The organism is Buttiauxella sp. AC038, assembly GCF_979253565.1.
In genome coordinates this window covers 244,648-263,335 of record NZ_CEEDCQ010000001.1, presented here as the reverse complement: position 1 = coordinate 263,335, position 18,688 = coordinate 244,648, and the positions used below count along the sequence as shown (strand labels likewise).

At 49.3% G+C, this 18,688-nt stretch carries 15 protein-coding genes; 7 read left to right on the top strand and 8 right to left on the bottom strand.

The window, feature by feature from the left end:
• Positions 1–66: 66 nt before the first annotated feature.
• Positions 67–1,986 (bottom strand): PTS mannitol transporter subunit IICBA, encoded by a 1,920-nt coding sequence (locus tag AC0IXI_RS01210; RefSeq protein ID WP_064514516.1) that lies wholly within the window; start codon positions 1,984–1,986, stop codon positions 67–69.
• 462 nt (positions 1,987–2,448) lie between these two features.
• On the opposite strand from AC0IXI_RS01210, the gene AC0IXI_RS01205 reads away from it, so the two are divergent.
• The 4 genes from AC0IXI_RS01205 to selB all read left to right on the top strand — a co-directional run bounded on the left by AC0IXI_RS01205 (position 2,449) and on the right by selB (position 6,701).
• The gene (locus AC0IXI_RS01205) at positions 2,449–2,751 is read left to right on the top strand and encodes a LysR substrate-binding domain-containing protein (RefSeq protein ID WP_243839626.1); all 303 of its coding nucleotides are present in this window, start codon (positions 2,449–2,451) and stop codon (positions 2,749–2,751) included.
• A gap of 38 nt (positions 2,752–2,789) precedes the next feature.
• On the top strand, positions 2,790–3,398 hold the full coding sequence (locus AC0IXI_RS01200; protein ID WP_471681829.1) for a glutathione S-transferase: 609 nt from the start codon (positions 2,790–2,792) through the stop codon (positions 3,396–3,398).
• 70 nt (positions 3,399–3,468) lie between these two features.
• Positions 3,469–4,857 (top strand): L-seryl-tRNA(Sec) selenium transferase, encoded by a 1,389-nt coding sequence (selA, locus tag AC0IXI_RS01195; RefSeq protein WP_424221431.1) that lies wholly within the window; start codon positions 3,469–3,471, stop codon positions 4,855–4,857.
• Positions 4,854–6,701, top strand: a complete 1,848-nt coding sequence (gene selB / locus AC0IXI_RS01190; RefSeq protein ID WP_471681828.1) for a selenocysteine-specific translation elongation factor — start codon at positions 4,854–4,856, stop codon at positions 6,699–6,701. Before selA ends, selB begins: the two co-directional genes overlap by 4 nt.
• Before the next feature lie 61 nt (positions 6,702–6,762).
• Here the strand turns inward: selB and exaC are convergent, their stop codons facing one another.
• Complete coding sequence (gene exaC, locus AC0IXI_RS01185; RefSeq protein ID WP_471681827.1) at positions 6,763–8,301, bottom strand: acetaldehyde dehydrogenase ExaC; 1,539 nt, start codon at positions 8,299–8,301, stop codon at positions 6,763–6,765.
• 188 nt (positions 8,302–8,489) lie between these two features.
• Here exaC and AC0IXI_RS01180 point away from each other — a divergent pair, with 188 nt between their 5' ends.
• The gene (locus AC0IXI_RS01180; protein WP_064514544.1) at positions 8,490–9,359 is read left to right on the top strand and encodes an ROK family protein; all 870 of its coding nucleotides are present in this window, start codon (positions 8,490–8,492) and stop codon (positions 9,357–9,359) included.
• Positions 9,360–9,537: 178 nt separating this feature from the next.
• Here the strand turns inward: AC0IXI_RS01180 and ompA are convergent, their stop codons facing one another.
• The 4 genes from ompA to AC0IXI_RS01160 form a co-directional block, all read right to left on the bottom strand.
• Positions 9,538–10,584 (bottom strand): porin OmpA, encoded by a 1,047-nt coding sequence (gene ompA / locus AC0IXI_RS01175; protein ID WP_471681826.1) that lies wholly within the window; start codon positions 10,582–10,584, stop codon positions 9,538–9,540.
• Positions 10,585–10,806: 222 nt separating this feature from the next.
• A complete protein-coding gene (locus tag AC0IXI_RS01170; protein WP_134185794.1) occupies positions 10,807–11,430 on the bottom strand; it encodes a helix-turn-helix domain-containing protein in 624 nt (207 codons plus the stop codon).
• A 319-nt stretch (positions 11,431–11,749) separates the two neighbouring features.
• Entirely contained in the window at positions 11,750–13,717 is a 1,968-nt protein-coding gene (locus tag AC0IXI_RS01165) for a glycoside hydrolase family 127 protein (protein WP_413499500.1), read from the bottom strand.
• A gap of 9 nt (positions 13,718–13,726) precedes the next feature.
• The gene (locus tag AC0IXI_RS01160) at positions 13,727–15,124 is read right to left on the bottom strand and encodes an MFS transporter (RefSeq protein WP_134185798.1); all 1,398 of its coding nucleotides are present in this window, start codon (positions 15,122–15,124) and stop codon (positions 13,727–13,729) included.
• A gap of 237 nt (positions 15,125–15,361) precedes the next feature.
• On the opposite strand from AC0IXI_RS01160, the gene AC0IXI_RS01155 reads away from it, so the two are divergent.
• Positions 15,362–16,186, top strand: coding sequence for an AraC family transcriptional regulator (locus AC0IXI_RS01155; RefSeq protein ID WP_134185801.1), 825 nt, complete (start codon positions 15,362–15,364; stop codon positions 16,184–16,186).
• Between the two features lie 86 nt (positions 16,187–16,272).
• Here AC0IXI_RS01155 and wecA read toward each other — a convergent pair whose 3' ends face one another.
• On the bottom strand, positions 16,273–17,373 hold the full coding sequence (wecA, locus tag AC0IXI_RS01150) for a UDP-N-acetylglucosamine--undecaprenyl-phosphate N-acetylglucosaminephosphotransferase (RefSeq protein WP_134185803.1): 1,101 nt from the start codon (positions 17,371–17,373) through the stop codon (positions 16,273–16,275).
• A 451-nt stretch (positions 17,374–17,824) separates the two neighbouring features.
• Between wecA and AC0IXI_RS01145 the strand changes: the two genes are divergently transcribed.
• The gene (locus AC0IXI_RS01145; RefSeq protein WP_064514558.1) at positions 17,825–18,289 is read left to right on the top strand and encodes an NUDIX hydrolase; all 465 of its coding nucleotides are present in this window, start codon (positions 17,825–17,827) and stop codon (positions 18,287–18,289) included.
• Positions 18,290–18,332: 43 nt separating this feature from the next.
• On the opposite strand, the gene yajD is transcribed toward AC0IXI_RS01145, so the two are convergent.
• Positions 18,333–18,680, bottom strand: a complete 348-nt coding sequence (gene yajD / locus AC0IXI_RS01140) for an HNH nuclease YajD (RefSeq protein ID WP_034460453.1) — start codon at positions 18,678–18,680, stop codon at positions 18,333–18,335.
• Positions 18,681–18,688: the final 8 nt, after the last annotated feature.

Here is an 18,688-nt window from a genome sequence, read left to right as displayed (position 1 = left end):
AGGAGGTTTGTGGTATTGACCAACCTCACCAGAACCCTCTCCCATTCGGGAGAGGGAAATGGAGACTTACTTCTTACCTGCCAGCAGGTCGAGAACTTCCTGAACGCTGGTGGTATTCGCCAGGCGATCAATCACTGAATCATCATCCAGCGCGTTGGTCAGGCTGGTGATAACCTGGATGTGTTCGTTATTGCGAGCGGCAATACCGATAACCAGGCGGGCAATATCATCAGTTTCTTCACCGAAGTGAACACCGTGTGGGTACTGGCAGAACACAACGCCGGTTTTCAGTACGCGGTCTTTCGCTTCAACTGTACCGTGCGGAACTGCGATACCTTCACCCAGATAAGTTGGGGTCAGTTTTTCACGTTCAAACATCGCATCAACATATTCAGGCTGGACGTAACCACCGTTCACCAGTTGCTCACCCGCAAAGCGAATGGCTTCTTCTTTGTTGGTGGCAGTCAGGCCGAGGAACACGTTGCCAGCACCCAAGCGGAACAGCCCTTCTTCGCTTGGTACGAAACTGTCTTCCAGGCTGCTCATTACCTTCACTTCTTTCTCGCTCAGGTTATGGGAGGCCACCAGACGCTCGGTCAGGTTGGAGTACAGGCTGCTATCCAGGAAGTTGGTCAGGGAAATATGCTGTGCCTGTGGAACCTGGCGCATCGCACGCTCGGTCAGGTCACGGTGCGTAATCACCAGGTCAACATCATCCGGCAAACTGTTGATTGCACAGTTAGTCACGGAGATATTTTTCAGGCCTGCATCGCTGACTTTCTTACGCAGCACGCCAGCACCCATGGCACTTGAACCCATGCCTGCATCACACGCTACGATGATTTTACGTACGTGGCTCAGGTCGTTAGACAGGCCAGCACCTACCGCCAGTGGCGCAGTTGCACCTTTAGATTCAGCTTTCATCTCTGCCATACGGCGAGCTGCTGCTTCGATATCGTCTTCTTCTTTAACTTTGCTGGTTTTCAGCAAGATTGCTGAGACCACGAAGGAGACTGCTGTTGCTGCAACGATTGCTGCGATGTTCGCGAAGTACGCACCTTTTGGTGTCATCGCCAGAACTGCCAGGATGGAACCCGGAGATGCCGGAGAAACCAGGCCGCCGTTCAGGATGGTCAGAGTGAACACGCCAGTCATACCGCCGAGGATAACGGCCAGAATCAGACGTGGGTTCATCAGCACATATGGGAAGTAAATTTCGTGGATACCGCCCAGGAAGTGGATGATTGCCGCGCCGCCCGCAGACTGCTTAGCATTACCACGACCGAAGAACATGTACGCCAACAGCACGCCCATACCTGGACCTGGGTTTGCTTCAATCAGGAAGAAGATTGATTTGCCCAGTTCGTGGGACTGCTGAATACCCAACGGTGAGAAGATACCGTGGTTGATTGCGTTGTTCAGGAACAGGATTTTCGCTGGTTCTACGAAGATAGAAGCCAGTGGCAGCATGTCATGAACAACCATGAAGTTAACGCCCGCCGCCAGTACTTTGGACAGGACTTCAACCGCAGGGCCGATACCCATGAATGCCAGAATCGCCAGAATCATACCGATGATGCCAGCGGAGAAGTTGTTCACCAGCATTTCAAAGCCGGATTTGATTTTGCCGTCTACCCACGCGTCGAAATGTTTAATCGCCCAGCCACCCAGAGGGCCTGCAATCATCGCGCCGAGGAACATCGGCATATCTGCACCGACGATAACACCCATGGTTGTGATTGCACCCACCACACCACCACGGTCGCCACCGATTAAGCGACCACCGGTATAACCGATGAGCAATGGCAGCAGATAGGTAATCATTGGGCCTACCAGTTTCGCCAGTGTTTCACTTGGCAACCAACCGGTCGGGATAAATAAGGCGGTGATAATACCCCAGGCGATAAACGCGCCGATGTTTGGCATTACCATGTTACTCAGGAAACGACCAAAGCTTTGCACTCTGATCTTGATATCGGATGACATACGCACACCCCTTATTGTGTTTACGTGCTGAAAAGCAGCCCGAGGTTTATTGTTAATGTGGTGGCAAGCAACGCTGCCAGATGCTCTAAGTGAGGCGAATTTGGCACTGAATCGTGAAACTGTCCAGCGAGTGGAAATTTATGTGACAAGGATCACCAATTGATGGGTGTGACCAACTACGATCAGGAGATCTGCGTCACATAATCAGTGTGTAAAAAAACACAGCAGCTATTTTTTGCGCATAGTTGACGCCTAAACGTGATGGGAATCACATTTCATGGTTGTGACTTTGTTATTTATATGTGATTAGCATCACAAGAAATTTTAAGTGATTTTTATGGAGTGTGATCCGGGGCAACCCGGCGGTGTCGGTTGATTTGATTTTGTCAGAAAATTACAGCGCAGCGGCAACGCACAAGACTATTAGTTATAGGGTGGATAAGCGCAGGCGCCATCCACCGATTGCACTATTTATTATGCAGCGCCAACAAAGCTTCGGGCCTGCTCAAACAAGTTCTGATAGTGCTTTTCACGGTCGACGATATGGATTCAGGGCTGGAAGCCGTGCTCTGTGGCGCGGGTATCAGTTACCTCTACGAGCAGCAGGCCAGGCCGTGGCTGGAAAGTGGCCAGCTTGTCAGCATGCTGGAGGAGTGGCTGCCTGAACCCGAACAGTGGCAACTTTACTACCCCAATCGCCAGTACATGACCTGTGGGCTGCGGGCGTTTCTGGACTACATCAAATCGCCGTTGCCAACAATCTGAACCATACTTACGTTTTGTTGGCAAAAATGGACGATGTGATGAAACTGATCGGCAATTACACCAGCCCGTATGTGCGCAAAATTTCAGTGATAATGCTGGAGAAAGGTATAACTTTTGAATTTGTAAACGACAACCCATGGACTTCAGAAAGTAACACGCCGCAATACAACCCGCTGGGCAAAGTCCCGGCGCTGGTCACCGGAGATGGGCAATACTGGTTCGATTCACCGGTGATTGCCGAATATCTTGAGCTGTTGGATATCGCCCCAGCCCTCATCCCGCGAGATCCATTAGCTGCACTGCAAATGCGCCAGATAGAAGCGCTGGCCGATGGCATTATGGACGCGGCTCTGGTTTCAGTACGCGAACGCCAGCGCCCGTCGGAGCAGCAATCAGAAACGGAACTGCTGCGCCAACGTGAAAAAATCAGCCGCAGCCTGACACTGCTCGAACAGTACGTCGCAGATAAAAAACTGGATGCGGAAAACCTAAGCGTCGCGACCATTGCGGTGGCATGCGCTGTGGGCTATCTCAATTTCCGTCGCGTTTCGCCTGGCTGGTGTGTCGACCGCCCACATTTAGTGAAACTGGTTGAGAAACTTTTCGAACGTGAAAGTTTTGCACGGACCGAACCGCCAACAGCATGATCTCCCGCCATGACAGGGGGGCAACTCCCCCTGTAAACTATCGCAATATTTCACCATTCTGCGGCTTGCTATGACTACCCATCGCACCTTGTACAGCCAACTTCCAGCAATCGATAAACTGTTACGTGACGCCTCATTTAGCACTTTGCTGCACCATTTCGGCCACACTCAGGTGGTGAATACCTTACGAGAGATGCTTGAGGTGGCACGGGAACACATTCGCACTCAGGAAATCCTGCCGCCCTGGAACAACGATTGGGCAGCACATGCGCAGCTTCAGCTTGAATCAGGCCAGCGCAGCGCCCTATTACCAGTATTTAACCTGACCGGCACGGTACTGCATACCAATCTGGGCCGCGCATTGCAGGCAGAAGCCGCAATTGAGGCTGTGACTCAGGCAATGCGCTATCCCGTAACACTGGAATATGACTTACATGGTGCAGAGCGCGGGCACCGTGACCGAGCATTGGCGGGCCTACTTTGTGAACTGACCGGTGCGGAAGACGCCTGTATCGTTAATAACAACGCGGCAGCCGTATTGCTGATGTTGGCGGCATGTGCCAGCGGCAAAGAGGTTGTGGTTTCACGTGGCGAGTTAGTCGAAATTGGTGGCGCATTCCGTATTCCTGATGTGATGCGCCAGGCGGGTTGCCAACTTGTGGAAGTTGGCACAACAAACCGCACGCATTTGAAAGATTACCGCCAGGCGGCGAATGAAAATACGGCGCTATTGATGAAAGTCCACACCAGCAATTATCAGGTTGCGGGCTTTACTAAAGCGGTCGATGAAGCAGAACTGGTGGCACTCGGAACTGAGCTGAATATCCCTGTTGTTACTGATTTAGGCAGCGGTTCGCTGGTCGACTTAACTCAGTGGGGATTGCCAGAAGAGCCTATGCCGCAACAGTTGATTGCGGCAGGCGTAAGCCTGGTGAGTTTCTCTGGTGATAAACTGCTCGGCGGCCCGCAGGCGGGCATTATCGTCGGCAAAAAAGATCTTATCGCCCGCATTCAAAGCCACCCGCTAAAACGGGCATTACGCGCCGATAAAATGACGCTGGCTGCACTCGAAGCGACGTTACGCCTATATCAACACCCGGAAACGCTGGTCGAACGATTGCCGACGCTGCGCCTGCTAACCCGTAGCGCTAGTGAAATCACAGAGCTTGCACAACGCCTGTTACCTGCCCTTGAAAGCAAATATGGCGAGCAATTTACCGTTTGCGTCGAACCGTGTTTATCGCAAATTGGCAGCGGCTCACTACCGGTGGATCGTTTGCCAAGTGCCGCGCTAACGTTCACACCAAAAGATGGGCGTGGCGCAACGCTTGCCGCGCTCACACAAGCCCTGCGCGAACGACCAAAACCGATTATTGGCCGCATCAGCGATGGGCGCTTATGGCTGGATTTACGTGGCCTTGAAGATGAAGCTGGTTTCATGGAGAACCTGAACCCATGATTATTGCTACCGCCGGGCATGTTGACCACGGCAAAACTACCCTGCTGCAAGCCTTAACTGGCGTGAATGCTGACCGTCTGCCCGAAGAGAAAAAGCGCGGCATGACTATCGACCTGGGCTATGCATACTGGCCACAATCCGATGGCCGCATTCCCGGTTTTATTGATGTGCCAGGGCATGAAAAATTCCTCGCCAATATGCTGGCAGGCGTGGGGGGTATCGACCACGCGCTGTTAGTTGTCGCCTGCGATGATGGCGTGATGGCGCAAACTCGCGAACATCTCGCTATCTTGCAATTAACCGGCAAACCGTCGCTTACCGTGGCCTTGACCAAAGCCGATCGGGTGAGTGATGCGCGAATAGATGAAGTACGCGAAGCGGTGCTGGAAACACTCAGTGAATTTGGCTGGCCAGAGGCGGCTTTGTTTGTCACAGCAGCCACCAGTGGCACAGGAATTGACGAGCTACGTGAACACTTACTTGCGCTGCCGGAACGTGCACACCCGCGCCAGCACCGTTTCCGTCTCGCAATTGACCGTGCTTTTACCGTCAAAGGGGCGGGTTTGGTAGTGACCGGAACCGCATTGAGTGGCGAAGTAAAAATTGGTGACACGCTGTGGTTAACCGGTGCTGATAAACCGATGCGTGTTCGTGGTTTACATGCCCAAAATAGTAAAACCGACACCGCTTTTGCCGGGCAACGCATAGCGATCAACATTAGCGGCGATGCGGAAAAACTGGATATCAAACGTGGCGACTGGCTACTAGCGGAACAACCCCTTCAGTCCGTTGAGCGCGTGATCGTTCAACTGCAAAGCCATGCACAGCTGCAACAATGGCAGCCGCTGCATATCCACCATGCAGCAAGTCATGTCACCGGGCGCATTTCTCTGCTAGAAGATGACCTCGCCGAACTGGTTCTGGATACGCCGTTATGGCTTGCAGACAATGACCGCCTGGTTCTGCGTGATATATCCGCTCGCGTCACACTTGCAGGAGCGCGAGCCATTCTTCTGCACGCTCCACGCCGCGGTAAACGCCAGCCTGCATTCCTCGCATGGTTACAACAGCTTAAACAGGCAGAAAATGACCAGCAGGTGCTCGATATCCATCTACAACGAAGCGCCGTAATCCTGACTGATTTCGGCTGGGCACGGCAACTGACCTCTCAGGGCTTACAAGAGTTGCTAAACAGAACCGATTTTCTTCGCGCGGGCAATAGCCTGCTTAGCGAGGAAATGGCCGCACGCTGGAAGCAAAAACTGCTCGATACCCTGGAGCGTTATCACCAACAGCATGACGACCAGCCCGGCCCTGGTCGTGAGCGTCTGCGTCGCATGGCTTTACCAAGTGAAGATGAGCCACTGGTTTTGGCATTGATTGAAAAAATGCGCCAGGAAGGGGTACTCGCAAGCCGACAAGGCTGGCTGCATCTGCCCGATCACAAACCGGGCTTTTCCACAGAGCAGTTGGCAGTTTGGGAGAAAATTGACGCACTATTTGGTGATGAGCCATGGTGGGTACGCGATCTGGCTCGGGAAACACAACAAGATGAACAAGTAGTACGTCAGCTACTGCGTTTTGCCGCGCAACTTGGGCTAGTGACTGCGATCTTAAAAGATCGTTATTACCGTAACGATCGGATTCAAACCTTTGCTAATTTGATCCGCGAACTGGATCAAACGCAAGGAGCTACCAGCGCTGCGGATTTCCGAGACAGTCTCGGCGTGGGTCGCAAACTGGCGGTGCAAATTCTCGAATACTTTGATCGAATTGGTTTTACCCGCCGCCGTGGCAATGACCACCTACTGCGTGATAAAGCGCTATTCCTGGCTGAGAAATAGCGTGACCAACACATCTCACTTGGCTCAATGCCAGAGTGAGACGTGTCTGTTTCAGATCATATCAGAACAACCCTAACGGCTTATCCGAGTAACTCACCAACAGGCACTTGGTCTGCTGATAATGATCCAGCATCATTTTATGAGTTTCACGCCCAATACCGGATTGTTTGTAGCCCCCAAACGCCGCATGGGCTGGATAAGCGTGATAACAGTTAGTCCACACGCGCCCCGCCTGAATGCCACGACCCATTTTGTACGCCAGATTACCGTTACGACTCCAGACACCAGCGCCGAGGCCATACTCGGTATCGTTCGCAAGCTCCAGTGCTTCTTCCACGGTTTTGAAGGTCGTCACGGCGAGCACCGGTCCGAAGATCTCTTCCTGGAAAACGCGCATATTATTTTTGCCGAACAGAATGGTTGGCTCGAGGTAATAACCCGCTTTCAGGTCACCCTCTAGTGCTTTGCGGCGCCCACCAGTCAGGACATCAGCCCCTTCTTTTTTGCCGATATCGATGTAGTTCAGGATGGTTTCCATCTGCCCTTGTGACACCTGCGCCCCCATTTGGGTACGTGAGTCCAGAGGGTTACCACTGCGGATGGATTCCACACGGCGAATCGCACGCTCCATAAAGCGTTCATAGATAGATTCTTGCACCAGTGCACGGCTTGGACAGGTACAAACTTCACCCTGGTTAAAGGCAAACAGAGCAAAACCTTCCAGTGCCTTGTCGAAAAATGCGTCCTCTTCGTCCATCACATCAGCAAAGAAGATATTTGGGGATTTACCGCCCAACTCCAGCGTGACCGGGATAATGTTTTGAGTTGCATACTGCATTATCTGCTGACCCACTTCAGTGGAGCCGGTAAACGCTACTTTGGCGATACGTTTGGAGGTTGCCAGATATTCACCGATTTCACCGCCAGCACCGTTCACTACGTTGATGACACCCGGCGGTAGCAAATCTCCCACCAATTCCATCAGCAGCAGAACCGACAGCGGTGTCAAACGTGCTGGTTTCAGGACAATGCAGTTGCCCGCAGCCAGTGCCGGAGCCATTTTCCAGCTCGCCATCAGCAGTGGGAAGTTCCACGGAATAATTTGCGCTACCACACCGAGAGGTTCATGGAAGTGATACGCCACAGTATCGCCATCAACTTCGCTGATGCCGCCTTCTTGAGCACGAATACAGGAAGCAAAATAGCGGAAATGGTCGATAGCCAGAGGCACGTCGGCACCGCTGGTTTCACGGATTGGTTTGCCGTTATCCCAGGTCTCAGCCGCCGCCAGCAGCTCAATATTCTGCTCCATGCGATCGGCTATTTTTAGCAGAATATTGGCACGTTCCTGAACTGACATAGCGCCCCAGCCTGCTTTTGCCTCATGCGCGGCATCTAACGCTAAATCAATATCGCCTTTACTGGAGCTGGCTATCTCACACAGTGGTTGCCCAGTAACTGGGGTGAGGTTTTCGTAGTATTTTCCCTCGACAGGAGCTACCCACTGGCCACCAATGAAGTTGTTGTAACGAGGTTTAAGCTTGAGCGGGAAACCATACTCGCCCGGGATAATTCGGGTATCGGGAGGATTATTTGTCATGTGAATCTCCTTGTCGTTTGCACTCTCAAGCGTAGTCGCCAGCGGTGAATTCTTCGCCAATGTTTGAGCGCTTTACGACACAGGTCACGGATTGGTTTTTCGCTGATTAAGAGTAATCAGCCTGCAGGTTATTGGTTTTGAGACATACTTAAAGTTTACCTTTTCCCGTTTCGCTACAAGGATTGCTCATGCGCCTGTTTATTAGTTTCGATGTGGGCGGCACCCACGTTAAGCATGGTTTGTTCACTGAAGAGGGGGAGGTGCTGATCGCTGAAGAGTATGACACTCACTATGACCGCCAGCAGTTTCTGGATGCCTGGCAAAGTGTGGTGGCAGGCTATCGACAGCATAATGAAATTGCCGGGATAGCCATCAGTTTCCCCGGCTATATCAACCCTCATACCGGTAATGTCCCCAAAGCGGGGGCGCTTGAGTTTCTTGATGGCTGCAATTTGCTGGAGATTTTTGGCGAACTAACAGACCTGCCAATTACCGTTGAAAATGATGCTAACTGCGCAGCCCTCGGCGAGATGTGGTTGGGTGCGGGCAATGAATATGATTCTCTGGTCTGCGTGACGATTGGTACCGGCATTGGCGGTGGCATTATCGTAAACCGAGAACTGATGCGCGGTTCGCACTTCCGGGCCGGTGAATTTGGCGTATTGCCGGTAGGAAAATATGGTGAGGACATGCATCAGTTGGCATCAGCCAAAGGGCTGATGGATGCATGTCGACGCGAGATGAATATCCCGGCAGATGAGAAAATTCGCGGCCAGGATATTTTTGCCCGCGCTGAAACAGATCTGCATATTCAGGGAGTTATCGACAACTGGGTGAAATACCTGGCGCGTGGGATTTATAGCGTTGTCTCGCTATTTGATCCTCAAGCGATTTTGCTGGGCGGCGGCGTCAGTACTCAGCCGATGCTGTACCCAATGCTGGAACGTCACCTTGAAGGGTTTAAGTTCTGGGATGTGCTACAAGTGCCGATTCGCCCCTGCAAACTGGGGAATAAAGCTGGCATGCTCGGCGCAGTTTGGCTGGCAAAACAGAAATAAAAAAGCCCGACGAATTTGTCGGGCAACGGACGATTAATGAAATATTTCTTATATACCTTTCATATTTCGTGCCACACAGGAAAAATGCGCTTACATGCTTCCAGGGCGTGGCACGAAATAATCAAGGTAACTTCTTTCTGCACTTTCGGGATGAATTCACGTTCTCAGGGGTGAATACTTACTGTTCGCCTGCAATCTCAACCACAACACGGCGGTCTGGAGCCAGGCAATCAATCAGTTGTGACTTAGGCATACCGTCTGCACAAGTATTGCCGGTCACGGAATCACTTTCACCACGGCCTTCGGCACGCACATTCTGAGCAGGCAAACCTTGCGCTATCAGTGCATCAACGACTGCTTGTGCACGCTGAGCAGAAAGCTGCTGATTGTATTGCTCTGAACCCAGGCGATCGCTGTAGCCAACAACTGTTGTTGAGCTGTTTTTCGCCGCTTGCATATCCGGGCTGTTGTACAGCTGCTGAATTGCTGCGTGACCTTCTGAAGTCAGCTCTGCAGAGTTAAAGCCGAACAGCACGTCTGATTTCAGGTTAAATTTCTTCACTTCTGGAGCCGCTGGCGTAGGTTCCACAACCGGTGCGATTACTGCATCATCATGCTGGCCGAAGCGATAAACAACACCTGCGGATAACGAACTTACATCACTGCTAATACCAATCTGGTTAGAGTTACCTACATTGCTTACCCACTGGTATTCCAGACGGCCAGCCCAGTTTTTGGTAAACGCATATTCAGTACCGACTGCGGCCAACGGGCGCACGCCAGTTTCAAAATTGCTATGACCTGCGTTGTTAACTTCTGCGCGGTAACCCATCGCACCAGCACGGCCATAAATATCCCAGTTGTCAGTCAAGCCGTAGCTCGCTTTCAGAGAAAGTTGCAGGCCCTGGCTTTCCATTTTTCCGCCAGCAACACCGTTATTACCGTTGATACCCATGTTGCCCAGGTAGTCGTATCCACCTTCAACCGCTAACCATGGAAGAACTTGATAACCTGCAAATACGCCGCCGCTGACGTTGTCTTTATCGAAATCAAAGTCAGTTGCGTTGCTCACGTTATCGTTGAAATCTTTGTTGCCGCTGGCATCAAAATAATGCGACCAGCCCATTTTAGCGCCGCCGTACCAGGTGTTCGCGTCTGCCGCAGCAAATACGTTAGAAACAGCGCAAGCGTTCAGCACGATTAAAGCCACAAGAGTCTTTTTCATATATTCCCTAACATATCCCATATCTGAGCAAACGACTCAGAATTAAATCGCCATAAGTTTGTCGAACGGGATAATAAGGAAATAGTTCCTTAATTAGAAATATTAAACAGTTTATTTTTAAATAAAAAAATATTCAGGCGCATCATACAACCGATGCGTAAAGTTAACATAAAGTGCTAAAATTTTATAGCTTTGCCATTCGTGCTATTACCCAAGATATTATCAAATCTTTTCTGGCAAATTATTTATGGCGACTAAAAAACCGCCTCTCTTTATCTCTATATGTTTTTCAGTTTTCAGCACGAAAATAACATTCAAAATGCTGCTACGCGATAAATGCGTTCTCAGGCGAATATAATCAAGGATAGAAGTGTTGAGCCGAGCTTCGAGCGGCAGTCCAATCATCTCCTGCAGGTGGCTGCGAATGACGGAGTAAGTACGCTGTTGCAACACCATTTCATCGCGATAAACGAGGTAAGCGTTGAAATAAGCTAAGGTAGTGGATACATCACGCCACAGGTTCTGTTCATCGAATATTTTTAATGCATTTTCAACGTCAACGGCCAAAATTCGCGACTTTTTCTCGACACGTAGAATATGGTAGCGCTTGGGCTGGATAGCCTCGCCCAAGCCAAAAATATGAGGATCATAAGCACTTGCAACAACCAGACCATCAGTAACACGTACTAGCGAAATCTCACCTTCCATAAAGAGATATAGTTGTGGTTTACCTTTGTATTCCCAGCTCATTCTTTTGCGAGGGATAACTTTTATCTCCGAACTTACTGGTTCAAGTGCTGAGAACAGACATTGCATAGAATCGTCCGGGCGAGTGGGTATTGTCATCGGTTATCCTCAGTAAATTAATGCTTAGTGTGCCTTCTCTTTTTCTAAAATTCAGCTTTCTGTGTTCCAGTAAAACCAATAATTTAGCGTTCTAATAGCCACCAAATCCTCTTCAAGTCAGGTTAATTATATATCTAGTTTAAAAATAAAAAAAATCATGGTTTTTCAAGGGGGTTATTAAGGGGGTTTCAGAAATACTGAAGGGGAATATCCAGAAACAATTTAATTTTAAATGAAATAACTTAGCAGTGTGCTGGGTTATTATTTTGAGAGGATAAATACTTGGGATCTCTGCATCAAGAGATCCCAATATTTCGGCTTACTCGCCGTTAACCCAAATTCGCATTTCACCTTCCCCACGGTTCGCCCAACTAAACCATGGAATAAAAGTGAGCTTTTTCGGCTCGGCTTTCACCGGTGATTTGTCATAGTGATACAGTGCCTGTTGGTCAGCTTGCTCGCTTGCCATACGCAGTCCATCAGCCTGAATCAGCACCTTGTGCGCAAAAATACCTTTCCCTTCAATCAGGCTAAATGTGCTCTCTTTTGGTAACCATAGGTTATGCAATTCTGCACCGTTATCCGCTTCTTCCAGGCAGTACACCAACGGCCCGCGCTGCAAGGCAACTTTCCCGGCGACATGGCGCAGTAAAGGGTTGCCGTATACACGACGCACTGGCATCGGCAGCGTCAGGCTAATACGATCACCCTCCTGCCATTCGCGGTTAAGATGTAGATACCCTTTGCGCACGTCACCGACGCAGGGTTCGCCATTGAGCAGCACTTGCGGGTTTTCACACCAGTCCGGCAGACGCAGTGCCACGATATGTTGCACCGCCTGCGGTGATATCACGGTGATATCGACCTGCTCATTCCAGGGGTAGTTACCACTGACTTTTAGACGCAGCTCTTTCTCGCCCACCGATACGGCCATTTCGTTACCAACATACAGATGCACATACAGAGCATCCGGTTGAGGCGTGTAAATATAATGGCCGAGCGATGTCAGAACACGTGCAATATTTGGTGGGCAGCAGGCACAGCCAAACCAGCGCTGACGAACAGGTTTTACATGATCATAAATATGGTTGAAGGCCAGCGATTTTGGATGAACTTCAAGCGGGTTCACATAGAAAAAGTGTTTACCATCCAGCGCCATGCCTCCCAGCACCGTGTTGTATAACGCACGCTCCATCACATCTGCAAAACGACTGTCGGCTTCCATTTGCAACATACGACGGGCATACATCATTAAACCGATAGAGGCACAACTTTCCGCGTAAACCGTGTCATTTGGCAGATCGTAATCCGAGCTGAATGCCTCTCCGCTGCTTTGAGAACCAATACCGCCTGTGATGTACAGCTGGCGTTGGACCATGTTGTCCCACAAACGCAAGCAGGTCTGGCGTTTTTCTTCGTCTTTATGCAAACGCGCAAGATGTGCAACACCAGCCATCAGGTAGACAAAACGCACCGCATGGCCGATAGCTGTTTGCTGGAGCACCAGCGGTTCATGCGCCTGGCTGTAGGCTTTGTCTTTTACCATCCACGCCGGGCCATGAATGTTCCAGTGCGAGGTACGTCCACGTTTTTCATATTCAATATCGTAGAAATGCGGCTGTGCTCCGCGTTCCTCAACAAAGTAATTTACGAGATCTAAGTAGCGATGGTTGTCAGTTACTTCATACAAACGCATCAACGCCAACTCGATCTCAGGATGCCCCGGGTAACCATGAAGCTGATTTTCACCTGGGCCAAACACTTGGTCGATATGATCAGCCAGACGACAAACCACACCCAATAGACGGCGCTTTCCTGTTGCCTGGAAGAAGGCGACACCCGCTTCAATCATATGCCCTGCGCAATAAAGCTCATGGCACTCGGCAAGATTAGTCCAGCGTTCCTCTGGCGCTTTTACGGTGAAATAGGTGTTTAGGTAACCATCTTCACACTGTGCTGCTTCCACCAGTTCGATAACTTCATCTGCGGTTTTCTCAAGATCCTCATCTGGCTTCTGGCACAGTGACCATGCCACTGCCTCCAGCCATTTCGCTACATCGCTATCCTGAAAAACCATGCCGTAGAACTCGCCATCTTTGCGACCTGCCGCTATTTCAAAGTTTTCGATAGCATGGCTTGGGTCTGCCTCAGTAATACGGTCGTTTAGGGCATCCCACTGATAAGGAATCACCACATCGCGCACCAGGCGTTGGTACTGTCCCAAAAACGCATCGGTTACTTTAAGTTTGTGCAGGTCAACTTCCTGTAATACATCTGGCTGATTCATAACAACTCCTCAGGCGGTCTGGACATGGCGCTGACGTAGGTCAGTAGAAATTTTCGCCATCATTGGATTATTCAGACGGCAACGGCGAATCGCCAGAGCCAATAATAAGTGAAATGCTGCTGGTAGCAGGGTTTCCAGCGCGGTAATGCCTTGAAGCGAAGCATGCGTCTGGTGTTCTAGTCCTGGCTTATAAGCAACGAATATAAAGACCAGGCTTAAGATCCCAGCACTCGCAGCCCAGGCAAGTTTGATAAAGAACAGGTTAAAGGCAAAATTCATGCCCGAGGAACGCACGCCGGTTTTCCACTCACCGTAATCATCAGCAAAGGCCATTATGGAAAAGTGCAGCGGTAAGGTGAAACCAAGAATGATGCCGTTAGCCAGAATCACCAGTAACCACAGCGTCTGGAAAGATGGGCCGGTAGGCAGTAGCCACATTCCAAACGCGAGCACTGCCAGTACGAGATTGGTGTAGTAATAAAGCTTTACAGTATCAAAGCGCTTGGCCAGAGGGTTAACAATCACAGCACCGAGAATCGAGGCAAAGGTCACCATGGTAAAGAACAGCGAAGCAAAGCCGGCACTACCTTGCAGCACATAAGTGATGAAGTACATGTAGCCGCCGCCGCGCAGGTTAAAGACGTTAATCAGCAGGAACGACATCACCAGGCTCAGCAGTAACTGGTCGTTTTTGCGCAAACCCGCCAGGTGCTCACGCAGCGTGAATTTGCCCATCAGCGCCAATGGCACACGTTCGCGAACCCAGAAGAAGCAGCACAAGAACATTACGACCGCGACCGCACATAAAATGCCGACGCCCATCTGGTAGCCTTTTACGGCATTGCCCTGGCCGATGATTTCTACCAACCACGGGAGGCCAACTGAAACCAGGAAGCCTGCAACCCCACAAAGTACAAAGCGCCAGGACTGGCAGGAAATGACCTCATCATGGCGTGTGGTCATGGTATTGATCAGCGCACAGTAGGGGACGTTAATCGCGGTATAGCCAACTGAAAGTAAAAGGTAAGTTCCGAATGCCCACAGAATTTTCATGTTGGCGCTAAGGTCAGGCACGGTGAAGGTCAATACGCCGATAATGCCAATAGGTACAGCAACCCACAGTTGCCAGGGACGGAAGCGACCAAAGCGGCTCTGGGTTCGGTCAGCAAGAATTCCCATTAACGGATCGGAAATAGCGTCAAAGACACGCAGTGCGATAAACAGTGTGCCGACAATTGCCGGGGTTAAACCAAACACATCGGTGTAGAAAAAGGTCAGGAAGTTCATGATTAGGCAGGTAATGACGGTGCCGCCTGCATCACCTAATCCATAACCTATTTTCTCGCGTATGGAGAGTCGGTCACTTAACGTCGAAGTAGCAATATTATCTATAGGGGTAGAGGTCATGATTTACGCCTCGCATCGGGTAAAAAGTCTGGAGTTATTATTTTTGTATTTGCAAATGACCCGAATAATTTTGCATTCAATCTAAGTATCAACAAGGCGATAACAAAGTATAAAAAGGTGACGATTCCGACCTGAAGATAAAACTGTGAGGGAGATCGCCAAATACCAGTACCGATAACTGCACCCTGTATTTCTTATCTACACTAGGTTGATGAAGTGGCTTGAGGAAAATCGTAATTGCTTGATTTAAAAATTACTTTACCCATTTCCGTGCAAAACGGTGGCTTGTTTATTTCCCGTGGCGTGGGTAACCACCCGCAGCGAAAACTGGACTCATGGGAAATGATTTTCGTTGAAAAAGGGACACTTACGATCCGTGAGGATGACACGCTGTTCAGCGTAAAAGAGGGAGAAAGCCTGCTACTTTGGCCTCACAGAAAACACGTCGGAGTCGGAACCTTCCCGGCGGATTTAAAATTCTACTGGCTGCACTTTGAAATTAATCCGCAGCACGAATCACAAACAGAATTACCCGCTTCGCTCATCTCCCTGCCACAACATGGGAAAGTCCATAACCCACAATATGTTATTTCTTTATTTCGCCAGTTTTTAAGCGAGCAAGAAGCCATCAACCGCAGCGGTGCTCTGGAATTAATTTTATTGCTGATCATGCAACAACTTTCCGTAGCCGCGAATGATAACCCTCAGCCAGATAACAGCGGAGTTGCATTAGCGTACAAAGCACAGCAGCTCATTCGTACGCAGTTTCATCTGCCGATTTCCACCTCCACACTCGCCGATAAGTTACATTGCAATGCGGATTATCTAGGCCGTGTTTATCGCCAGACATTCCAGTTAACCATTACCGAAGCCATTCACCGCCAGCGTGTACTAAGTGCAGAGAAAATGCTGATTACTGACTCCTGCTCGCTTAGCGAAGTTGCCGAATGTTGCGGATTCCAGGACGTGGGGTATTTCAGGAAAGTGTTTCGTAAAGCGATGGGATTGACACCAGCAGCATGGAAGCGACGTTACTGTAAGATACATATTAATTCGGATTGAGCGTAAATGCTGATAAAGACCGCTCCCAGGACTAAAAGTACAAAACCCACAATGAGTGGGTTTTGTACTTGAAGTAGGCTGAATTATCAGTTACCTGTTGGTATATCGGCACTAGCAGTAGCGTTATACTGCTGGCCAATTTTTGCTCTCAAATCTGGATTACGTTTTTGGAGCTTATTATTTACCACCAAATAACCTGTAAATAAGCCAAGGAACACGACCAGAGAGAACCACTCCGCGACACCAATTTGGGAAAGCACAATCCCGAAACCAGCAAAAATTGCCGTGAGTAGAGTCATAACCAGCACAGTCTGGCGAGCCGTTAACCCACTACGCATTAAAATATGATGTAAATGATCGCGGTCAGGACGGAAAGGGCTATGTCCACGGCGAATGCGACGCACCATGATAGTCACCATATCCATCAGTGGCAGAGCTATTACCCACAGAGCCGTAACGGGAGCCATCACAGCTTCGCCGCCCTGGCTTCCAAGTATCACCAGCCAGAGCATCGTAAAACCAATCACCATACTTCCAGCATCACCCATGAATACTTTGAAGCGTTTATTACCGATTAACCCCATGTTGAGCATTAAATAAGGGATTAAGGCAATAATCATCAATAAACACCACATGGCACGCAAATGTGAACCAGCCAGTAGGAAGACCACCATCAAAGCCGCAAATGTTGCACTAGCAACGGAGCCGAGTAGGCCATCTACACCATCAACCATATTAAAAGCGTTGATTGCAGCCCAGGTGGCGAAAAGCGTCACCAGGTAACCTACTGGGCCGAGCACGAGTTCGTACCCACCCAACACATGGCCGAGTGTATGAAGGTATAAACCATCAACCATAATCACAACTGCAGACAATGCCTGGATAAACACGCGAGGTATCACCGGCAAGTCGAAACGATCATCGGCAATACCGACGAAAAGCAGTAGCGAGATACTGATTAAGTAGGGAATAAAATGTGTTTCTGTGTGCGGTAGAACTTCAGGCCAAAATAGGAAAAAAACCACTATGGCACAGTAGAATGATATCCCACCGACTAACGGAATTTCTCCTTTGTGTTGCTTACGCCCACCGGGCTTGTCAACCAAACCACACTTCAAGGCAAGCTGACGAGCGATAAGGAGGGCAGTCATCGCTGTTAAGAACATAATGAGAACTTCGATACTCATGGCAATACCTTATTTCTTTTTAGCAAAGTTGCCCCTATGGAGAATGTAGAAATTTCCACAAAACATTAGAGAAATTCATTAAATGCGTAGGACTGGCACGATAGCCACACATTTTATTAACATAGGATAAATACGAAAGTAGCGCCATTATATTACGTCTAAATTTTCAGGTCAAAAATCATAATTCCTGATAGGTATTAGCCTGAAATACGTTTAGTAACGTTACTATTTTTATCGTTACTTTATATTGTTTATATAAAACAAAGCCTTAAAAAACCACTTTATTACCAATTGCTTTCCGAGCTACTCATATATTATTTTTTTAAAATCATCAAATAATTAATACAGGTTTTTTTTGTGTTTTTTTCTTTATGCCCATCAATATATCTTAATAATAATGGAAACTTTAAATCTCTAGCGGTGATCTGGAGTGCCGGGACAAAAAATGAAGATTCGTACTCGCCCTTCTTCTCGCTTGCTCATCCTCAACAATAGCGGTGCGGTACTATTATTTCGTTTTTCTCATCGTGATGATGCGCTGGAAGGAAAGGTTTATTGGGCAACGCCCGGAGGCGGCCTTGAACCCGGAGAATCATTTGAACAAGCAGCCATTCGCGAATTGCACGAGGAAACTGGCCTCGTAAGGCTTGAGTGCGGGCCATCTGTTGCACGACGCACATTCATGATGCAACTACCGAGTGGTGAAACCGTACAGGCTGATGAGCGCTTTTATGTCATCAATGCTTCTGAAAGTGAGCTTTCACAGGCGGGTTGGAGTGAAAACGAAAAACGGGTGATAAGCCAGCAGAAATGGTGGACGCAATCAGAGTTGCTAGAGACTGACGAGGTGATATTCCCTGAGGGACTGACAACGATCTTGGCGGAAATAGTAGATGATGAAGAATCAGAGAATTAAAAATGTAAAAGGTGGGCCACAGTGATGTTTGCCCACCTGATAACTACTTCTTCTTATTAAGCATCGACTTTAAATCTGCAAACGGATTGTAGGTCGCTTCACCCACGTCTTTCTGTGCATCTTCGCCCGCGACCACGGTTGTGCCGTATTGGTCAGCTTCGGTGTATTTTGAGTGCTCATGATCGTGGCAATACAGACACAGAAGTTCCCAGTTGCTGCCATCTTCCGGGTTATTAGTGTGGTCATGATCGATATGGTGAACCGTCAGCTCGCGCAAGTTTGAATAAACAAACTCACGTGAACAACGCCCGCACACCCACGGGTAGATTTTTAATGCTTTCTCACGATAGCCGCTTTCCAGCCGCGTATAGTTTTTCGGGATCAGTGCCATGATTCGTC